The 9,515-nt window shown below is 31.9% G+C and carries 7 protein-coding genes; 2 read left to right on the top strand and 5 right to left on the bottom strand.

Annotated elements, in window-relative coordinates:
* On the top strand, nt 1-458 hold a 458-nt coding region (locus tag Q0820_RS07810; protein ID WP_298486694.1), incomplete at its 5' end, for a group II intron maturase-specific domain-containing protein.
* Between the two features lie 93 nt (nt 459-551).
* Here the strand turns inward: Q0820_RS07810 and Q0820_RS07805 are convergent.
* The 5 genes from Q0820_RS07805 to Q0820_RS07785 form a co-directional block, all read right to left on the bottom strand.
* Nucleotides 552-1,235 (bottom strand): hypothetical protein, encoded by a 684-nt coding sequence (locus Q0820_RS07805; RefSeq protein WP_298486692.1) that lies wholly within the window; start codon nt 1,233-1,235, stop codon nt 552-554.
* Between the two features lie 58 nt (nt 1,236-1,293).
* Nucleotides 1,294-2,448 carry a tyrosine-type recombinase/integrase gene (locus Q0820_RS07800; protein WP_298486690.1) on the bottom strand — a complete coding sequence of 385 codons (1,155 nt, stop codon included), beginning with the start codon at nt 2,446-2,448 and terminating at the stop codon, nt 1,294-1,296.
* A 99-nt stretch (nt 2,449-2,547) separates the two neighbouring features.
* Entirely contained in the window at nt 2,548-4,194 is a 1,647-nt protein-coding gene (locus Q0820_RS07795) for a M1 family metallopeptidase (RefSeq protein WP_298486687.1), read from the bottom strand.
* A gap of 10 nt (nt 4,195-4,204) precedes the next feature.
* Nucleotides 4,205-5,371, bottom strand: a complete 1,167-nt coding sequence (locus Q0820_RS07790; protein WP_298486685.1) for an MFS transporter — start codon at nt 5,369-5,371, stop codon at nt 4,205-4,207.
* Nucleotides 5,361-7,568, bottom strand: coding sequence for a bifunctional alpha,alpha-trehalose-phosphate synthase (UDP-forming)/trehalose-phosphatase (locus Q0820_RS07785; protein ID WP_298486683.1), 2,208 nt, complete (start codon nt 7,566-7,568; stop codon nt 5,361-5,363). The genes Q0820_RS07790 and Q0820_RS07785 overlap by 11 nt, the downstream gene beginning before the upstream one ends.
* An 80-nt stretch (nt 7,569-7,648) precedes the next feature.
* Here Q0820_RS07785 and Q0820_RS07780 point away from each other — a divergent pair, with 80 nt between their 5' ends.
* Nucleotides 7,649-9,448, top strand: a complete 1,800-nt coding sequence (locus Q0820_RS07780; RefSeq protein ID WP_298486681.1) for a glycoside hydrolase family 15 protein — start codon at nt 7,649-7,651, stop codon at nt 9,446-9,448.
* Nucleotides 9,449-9,515 lie beyond the last annotated feature (67 nt).

The raw sequence follows: 9,515 nt of genomic DNA, 5'->3' as shown, positions 1-9,515 counted from the left end.
TCTATAAAAAGGGAATAAAAGGACAGTACCAATTAGTAGTAGCCAAGAAAAGTTGGGCAAAGTTAAAGCGTACCCTCAAAAGTATTACCAAGAAAACCAAACCCATGTCGTTACTAGAACGTCTGGATCGACTAAACGATGTCTGTAGCGGTTGGATGAATAATTACCGCCTAACCAACATCTATGCAAAAGTTAAAAAGCTAGATGAATGGTTACGAAATCGGTTACGATATTGCATTTGGCATGATTGGAAGAAACTAGAGCGGAAACGAAAAAACCTAATCTGCTTAGGTATAGAAGAAGGACAAGCTTATGCTTGGAGTAGAACTAGAATGGGAGGCTGGGCAGTCGCCCAAAGTCCAATTCTAAGAACTACCATTACCGTTTCTAGACTAAAACGAAAAGGGTATAAACCTTTGATAGATTACATTAATAATAAGCAAACTTCAATTTGGTGAACCGCCGTATACGAGACCCGTACGTACGGTGGTGTGAGAGGCGCACTCTCCTCAATTATGGGGAGAGCCGTCTACTCGATTAGCAGCTTCTTTTTAGTCAAACTTAATTATCTCTTTTTTTTGTTTAGCCCATTCAACAATGGAATTTTTAATTCTTTTTTTATCTTCTTTTTTTAATTCAGATTCCGTAGGTAAACACCACTTGCTTTCAGACTCAAACCATAATCTGATCCCTCCAACTTCTAATTCCCATTCGAATTCTGCTAATTTTCCGTTTTCAACGTAATAAATATGTCCTCCACGTCCTCTTGATTTTAAGTGAACACCATTTTTATTTAGAAGTTTGTCTACTTTGTCTTTTACCCTTCTTTTAGAGTTCCATTCTTTTTTTAATTTTTCTGAAATATTAGCTTGAAAAACGTTTTCTGCAGATTTAATTTCGGTCCAGCCAAAAGGGATTTTAAATCCAAGTTCAGTTATATTTCGTTTTGATTGGTTATCGCAATATTCCGCAATTTTGTCCATTTTCATTTTTCGCGCAGAATTTGCTAGTTGATCCCAAAATTCTTCAGAGAAATAATGTCCTGTTTCATCAGCAAGTTCAACAAGACTTTCAAGAGAAAGACCAAACTCATTTTGTTCAAAGAACTCTTTACTGTTTTTAAATTGTCTATGCTCTTCGTATATTTTAGGCATATACTCAATTATTCGCTTAATCGTTTGTTTAGGCGATAATTGAGGTTTTTCTTTTTTCTTTATAAAACTAAATATTCCCAAAATTCTGTTTAAGTTGCTGCTAACTTGTTATATCGAGAACAATATTCCAATATATCCCCTATAAATTTCGGGATAAAAGGACATTTTGTTCTCGTTTATTGGTTTTTGTTAATTGGTTTACTATAATGTCTAAAGGACTTCTAATATCTAATAAATCCTTTTTTGTAACATGAGTATAAATCATTGTTGTTTCGGGTTTAGAATGCCCAAGTAATTCTTGTATATGTCGTAAACCTATTCCGTTTTCTAATAAATGTGTGGCGTATGAATGCCGTAATGTATGCGGAGTTACATGTTTACTAATTCCTGCTGCTTTACAAGAACGTTGTAAAAATTTACGAATACTACTTTCAGAATAGGGATTTCCTACATTACCTTCCACAAAATAGGTGGTAGGTTTATAGGTGGTAAAATAATTTTTTAGAAGAGGCATAAAACTATCCGCAAGTACAACATAACGGTCTTTTCTTCCTTTTCCGTTTTCTATAAATATTTGCTTACGGTCTACATGTATATTTCTTAATTTAAGATTTGTAAGTTCTCCTATACGCATTCCGGCAGAATAGAGCAGTCCTAATATAGCTCTATGTTTTAAGTTTTTAGTACAACGTATTAAATCTATAACTTCTTCCTGCGAAAGTACCAATGGTAGTTTTTTACTTTTTTTAGGTCTTTTTAATTCTAAATCAGTTATTGCAGTTTCTGGATAAAACAACGTAAATTGTTTTAATGCGCTTATTAATTGCCTATGCGTACTTATAGAATATGCTTTGGCTACAATAACCTCTTCTACAAAAAGTTCTACATGTTTGTTTGTAAGCTCTTTAAGGTTTGTATTTTTTAAAAATGCTAAAAAATCATAAACAAAACCAGAATATACACCAATGGTACTTTCGCTATATCTTTTTCCTACTAAAAACTTTTTAAAATCATTAAAAAAGGCCAGTCTTTCTTGTGTTAAAGTAGGTTTTACAAGTACAGTATTTTTCTTAAAAGCACTATAGTCTACTATCCAAGGAGTATTTTTTAAATGATTATATACTAATATTTTATTAGTTGGGGTATTTTTTAAGTAAAATGTTTTATTGGTATTACTCCAACTAAGATTTTTTAGTTGCTTTATATATTCTTTTATCTCATTATTATATTTAAAACGAAACGCTATTTGGGCTTCTTTTTTATGATAAAAGGGTTCTATATAAATAACGGACATGCATATGTATTAATGGTTAATTAAAAATAAGAATTTAAGAGGAATAACCAAAAAGAAAAAGTTTTTTCTTACTGCAATGAAACAATATAAGTTTTGTTGTTAATTTTCTTCAATTTCTTTTGTTGTAATATAAAAATTGGGATCTATTTTTATGTCGGTAATAACTTTATCTACTTTAGTGGTTTCCCAGTTTTTAGATACATGCAACCATTTTTCCTCTCCATTAATAAATACTTTTATAGGCATTGTAAATTCAGGCACTACATTTGTATACTTATAGGTTAAAGCATTCTTTTTTATAACATACTCTAGCTCTGGTATTTTTGCAGTGCGTAAATATTGGTCAAAGAAATATGTTAAATCTTTTTGGGTGTGTTTGCACAAGTAATCTTCTATTTGTTGCGTGGTTACGGTGGCATGATAAAATTCTTTATTTAACCCTCTTAATATTTTTCGCCATAAAACATCATCATTTACAAGTTGCCTTAGTGTATGTAGCATATTTGCACCTTTGTAATACATGTCTTTAGAGCCTTCTTTATTTACATTATAAGTACCAATAATGGGTTTGTCATTTGCAATGTTTTTACGTAGGCCAATAACATATTCTTCGGCCGCTTTAGTACCGTGATAGTAGTCTAGAAACAAGTTTTCAGAATAACAAGTAAACCCTTCGTGGATCCACATGTCTGCAATATCTTTATTCGTAATATTATTAGCAAACCATTCATGACCTGCTTCATGGATTATTAAAAAATCGAACTTTAAACCCCAGCCACTACCAGATAAATCTCTACCCAAATAGCCTTTTTTGTATTTGTTACCGTAGGTTACAGAGCTTTGGTGCTCCATTCCTAAATAAGGTACTTCTACTAGTTTAAAACTATCTTCATAAAAAGGGTAGGGGCCAAACCAATGTTCAAATGCTTCCATCATTTTTAGAGCATCGGTAAAATGTACTTTTGCTTTTTCTAGATTATCACGCAGTACGTAATAATCCATATCTAATTTTCCTTTTTCTCCGTTATATACTTCACTAAAATTAACGTAATCAGCAATATTTACATTAACCCCATAGTTGTTAATTGGGTTGCTTACAAACCAATGGTAGGTGTTTGTATTTTTGTGCTCTTCTATTTTTCTTAATCTGCCATTAGAAACATCTATAAGTCCTTTAGGAACGGTAACACTTATAGCCATACTATCCACTTCATCATACATATGGTCTTTATTTGGCCACCATACGCTAGCTCCTAAACCTTGGCAACTAGTAGCTATAAAATGTTTTCCGTTTGTATCTTTTTTCCATGAAAATCCTCCGTCCCAAGGAGCTCTTACGGCTTCTTTTGGGTGCCCGGAATAATAAACTATAATTTCGTTGTAATCTCCTATTTTTTGTTTTTTTTGAAGAGATATAAAATGGGCATTACCATTAGAGGTTATCTTTAATTTTTTACCATCTTGGGTAACTTTTTCAATTTTTAATGGCGGTTGTAAATCTATCTGAAGTATTTGTTTTTGGTCTAAAACTTTATATCTAATTAAATTACTGCCGTTAATATATTTTTTATCTGGTTGTACTTTTAATTTTAGATGGTAATAGTTTAAATCCCACCAAACTCTTTCAGGAGTTATGCTACCTCGTAATGTATCTTGTTCTGTAAAATTGTTTTTAGGAGTTAACAATCCTTGCGCTTGTATATTGAAGCACATTATTAAAGCTAGTAACAAGAATACATTTTTCATTTTGCAAAAATTAGTTCGTATTTATTTTAAGATTAAAAATACCAATAATTGGACCTAAAGCAAGTAACAAAAACAAATAATTAGCATTCATTACACTAGACAATTTAGAAAGTAGCTCAATACTAAAAATAGTTATAGTAAAACCAATACAGTTTACAATGGTAAGTGCTGTTCCTTTTAAATTACTGGGTACTGCTTGTGCGACTAAGTTAGAGAATTGAGGAGAATCTGCTGTTACGGCCATGCCCCAAATACACCAACCAATAATAAAGATAATAGGGGGAGATTTAAAAAATAAAGGAGATAATAAACAAAAAATAGCAGAGCCTATAAGGGCATTTACTGCTACCTTATAACTACCCTTGTATTGTGAAATTATTCCACCTAAAATACAGGAAAGTCCTCCTAAAGCTATTATTATTCCAGTAAGTAATGAAATAGGTAAATTAGTGTTTTGTAGTGTGTTATACGTTTTTATAGCAAGGGGAGTAAAAGCCCAGAAGGCATATAGCTCCCACATGTGGCCAAAATACCCAAAAGCAACTTTTCTAAATTTTATGTTTTTAAATAGCTGATAGCTAGCTGTTAATTGTAAGGAACTACTTGCGGTACGGTAAGGACCATTTGGAACCAAAAAGTATATTAATACTCCTCCAAAAATTGCCATAAATGTTGTGGTTTGTATAACAATAGTATACTCTTCTTGCGGTATGAAATTGGAAAGAAAAAAAGGAAAAGAAGTACCAAAAACTAAAGCGCCAACTAAATACCCTAAGGCTTTTCCTAATCCTTTTTCATAATAGTCTGATGCTATTTTCATGCCTACAGGGTATATGCCAGCTAAGAAAAAACCGGTACCAAACCTTGCCGCTAATAAATGCCATTTAGTTAAGATTCCTAGTAATAAACTATAATTGCATAAAGCACCTAAGAGTGCACAGACAAAAAATACTTTAGAGGGCGAAAATCTATCTGCAACCATAAAAGTTGCAAATACTAGAGTACCAATAATAAAGCCTAATTGTACTGAAGATAGTACATATCCCATAATTTCTATTCCCAAACCAGTTTGCACCATTAAAGGTTCTAAAATGGAGTTGCCTGCAAACCATAAAGAAGTGCAGGCAAATTGAGAAAAAATTAAGATTACTAATATGTATGCTTTTTTATTCTGCAAATTTTCCTATTAGTTCTCTTACCTTTTTTGTATTTTCAATAAAGTACTTGGCTTGTGTTTTTTGCCTTCCTACTTTTACAGATACTGTGCTTTCTGGAAGTTCCTCAAACATATACTCATCGGTCCAATCATCTCCCATAGCAAAAACAAAATCATAATTATCTTCGCTTAACATACGTACTGCGGCTCTTCCTTTGTTTACATTACTACTTTTAACTTCCATTACTTTATTACCATTTAAAACACTAAGACTATCATTGCTGGTAAGGCTGGTTAATACCGTATTAAGCTCTGTTGCACGTTTTTCTCCAAAATCTGGGTCGGTATTACGGTAGTGCCAAGCAAGGGAGTAATTTTTTTCTTCAATAAAAGAACCTGGAGTACGGTCTACAAAAGATTCTAGTACAGGTTTAATTTTATGCATCCAGTCCGATTTTACGTTCTCTAGTAAAGAAAACTCCTCACCGTTTCTAGAAATCCAAACCCCATGCTCCACAATCATATTGTATTTTTTAGGTAAAAACCATTTTGTAAACGTTTGTTTGTCTCTACCGCTTATTAAGAATAAGGTTGTATTTTTTTGATGGTGTATTTTATCTAAAATCTCGTACAAGGCATCATCCGGAGATGCTTGCTGTGGGTCGTTATGAAAATCTGCTAAAGTACCATCATAGTCTAAAAATACAAGTCTGTTTGTAGCATTTTTATATTTCGTAGTAATTTTAGAAAGAATGGTATCATTAATTTTTTTAGAAACAAAAGCGTCATTATTTTCTATTTGGTTGTGTAGGGCTTTCATAAATTCTTGTGCCCAAACTTCAACATTATAGCGTTCTAATCTTTTTTGTAAAAACATATTACGCGCCATTTGCTCTTTTTTAGGCATTGTAATAGCTTTTTTTAATGTTGTAGCTTGGTGTTCAAAATTATTAGGGTTAATAAGTAATGCTTCATTCATTTCATAAGCAGAACCAGCCATTTCACTTAAAATAAGAACACCAGTTTTATCTATTCTGGTTGCAATGTATTCTTTGGCAACAAGGTTCATACCATCTCTTAAAGGAGTTAGCCATGCAATATCACTAGATATATATAAATCTATTAAATTTTTAAAAGGCATGGAGCGGTAAAAGTACCAAATTGGTGTCCAGTTAACGGTAGATAACTCTCCATTTAAGCGCCCTACAAGCTCGTCTACTTCTTTTTTGAGTAATTGGTATTGTGGTACATTAGACCTAGAAGGAACCGCCAAAATAACCAAACGTACTTTTTCTTTATATTCTGGATATTTGTTTAAAAAATATTCAAAAGCACTAATACGCTTTGCAATACCTTTACTATAATCTAACCTATCTATGGATAAAATTAATTTGGTATCTGGTGCAGATATTTTATGGTCGTCTAATCTTTTTTGCAGTACAGAACGGTTTTCTGGAGCTAATGCATTGTGTGCAATTGCCGCATCTCTAAATTTTTTGTAATCTATTCCCATAGGGAAAGAATCTACTTTAACTACTCTATTACCAACATTTATATCATTAAAACTAACCTCAAGTCCTAATAATCTACGTACAGAGCTTAAAAAGTGTCTTTCATAATCGTACGTATGAAAACCTATTAAATCGGAGCCTAGTAAGCCTGTTAATAGTTCTTCACGCCAAGGAAGTGTTCTAAATATTTCGTAGGAAGGGAAAGGTATGTGTAAAAAGAAGCCTATTACAGCATTAGGTCTTTTTTCTTTTATCATTTGTGGTACCAACATTAATTGGTAATCATGTACCCATATAATATCATCTTCATCAGAATTTTCTAGAATTGCGTCTGCAAATTTCTGATTTACAGATTTGTAAGACTCCCAAAAACTAAGTTCAAACTCTGTATATTCCATGAAGTAATGAAATAGTGGCCATATAGTTCTATTACTAAAACCAAAATAATACCCTTCCATTTCTTCTTGCGAAAGATTTACCTTAGAGCAATTATGTTTTTCTAAAGCATTATTTATAGCATCGTTTAATTCTTCCGGAGTTTCTTCATCTGTAAGCCCAGACCACCCTATCCATAGGCTTTTACCGCTATTATGTATAGATTTCATTCCAGTAGCAAGTCCTCCGACACTTGGGGTTGCTACAATTCCTCCTTCAGAAATTTGCAATTGTACTGGCAGTCTATTAGAAATTATTATAGTTTTACCCATGGATTGTTTTTTAAATTAAATTATACTATTTTTCTTACAATTACGATAATATACTATCAAACTTACTTTAATATGAATATATGGACAACTTAAATTACGGAATAATTGGAAATTGTAGAAGCGCGGCTATCATTTCTAACACAGGATCTTTAGATTGGTGCTGTTTACCAGAGTTTGATTCTTCTTCTGTTTTTGCTAAAATATTAGATGATAAAAAAGGCGGAAGTTTTGAAATATTAGTAGATGAAACCTATTCTATTTCGCAAAATTATGAACCACAAACGTGTATTTTAATTACAACGTATAGTAATGGAGATGATGCTTTTGAAGTGCATGATTTTATGCCAAGGTATTATAAAAATAAAGAAGAGTACCATGCTCCTCCTGAGGTAATTAGATATATAAAACATAAATTTGGAAGACCACATTTTTCTGTAAAATATGACCCTAAATTAGAATACGCAAAGGGGATTACTAATTCTTATGTTAAGGATGATTTTATTGTAAGTCTTACCAATCAAGAACAGTTTGATACTATGTTTATGTACACTTCATTTGACAAGAATGCAGTGCTAAATGGTGAAGAAATGTTACTGCAAAGAGATGGGTATTTTTTAATTTCTTATAACGAAAAACTTTTTGTGCCAGATTTACATAAAGTTTATTTAGAATTAGAGCGCACAAAAATATATTGGTTAAACTGGGTAGATCGCACACCAACGTATAGTAAGTTTAATGCGCAAATAATACGTAGCGCAATGACATTAAAAATGTTAACCTATGATAAAACAGGAGCAGTTTTAGCAGCTGTAACTACTTCTTTACCAGAAACAATAGGCGAGGTGCGTAACTGGGATTATCGTTTTTGTTGGATTAGAGATGCATCTATGGTAATAAAAGTAGTATCAGAACTTGGACATAAAAATTCAGCAAAAAGATACCTACAGTTTATTATAGACTTAATGCCAGATAAGGATGAAAATCTTCAAATTATGTACGGTATTAATAAGCAAAAAAAGCTTACAGAAGAAACTTTAGACCACTTAGATGGGTATAAAGGATCTAAACCAGTACGTATTGGTAATGCCGCTTACAAACAAACGCAGAATGATATTTATGGTATATTAATGGATGTTATTCATGCCCAATTAGTAAAATTTGGTACTGACATTGATAATGGAGAAGAACTTTGGGGAATTACAAAAGGTATTGTATGGATAGTTAATAAACACTGGAAAGAAGCAGATAAAGGTATTTGGGAATTTAGAGCAGAAGATAGGCACTTTACCTTCTCAAAAGTTCTTTGTTGGGTGGCTATAGATAGAGCAATAAAGACAGCAGATATTTTAGGTAAAACACATAAAATTGAAACTTGGAAAGCACTAGAAAAAGAAATAAAAGAAGATATTCATGCAAATGCATGGAATTCTGAGGTAGAATCTTTTGTGCAATCTTATGGTTCTAAAGATTTAGATGCTAGTGTTTTATTAATGGAATCTTATGGTTTTATTGAAGCTAAAGACCCTAAGTTTGTGAGTACTGTAAAAGCTATAGAAAAGGAACTTAGTAATGATGGTTTATTATATAGATACAAAAATGAAGACGATTTTGGATTACCATCTTCTTCTTTTACCATATGTACTTTTTGGTTTATAAATAGTTTGTTTAAAATAGGCGAGGAGGAGAAAGCCTTAGCTCTATTTAATAAATTACTTGGATACAGTAATCATCTTGGGTTGTTTAGTGAAGATATAGACTTTAAAACAAAAAGGTTATTAGGGAATTTCCCGCAAGCATACTCACATTTAGCAATGATAGAATGTGCTATTCTTTTTTCTAAAAAGAATGATGAACAACAAATTTTAGAAAAAATAAGTTAATATTAATTTTATTAAATTTAGAAAAAGAGATTCTTTGAATTTTAAAAGAATCTCTTTTTTTTATTCT

The sequence above is a fragment of the uncultured Maribacter sp. genome, assembly GCF_947495965.1.
In the GTDB taxonomy this organism is placed as follows: domain Bacteria; phylum Bacteroidota; class Bacteroidia; order Flavobacteriales; family Flavobacteriaceae; genus Maribacter_B.
Note: the sequence above shows the minus strand (reverse complement) of the source record. Positions and strands in the feature narration are given on the sequence as shown.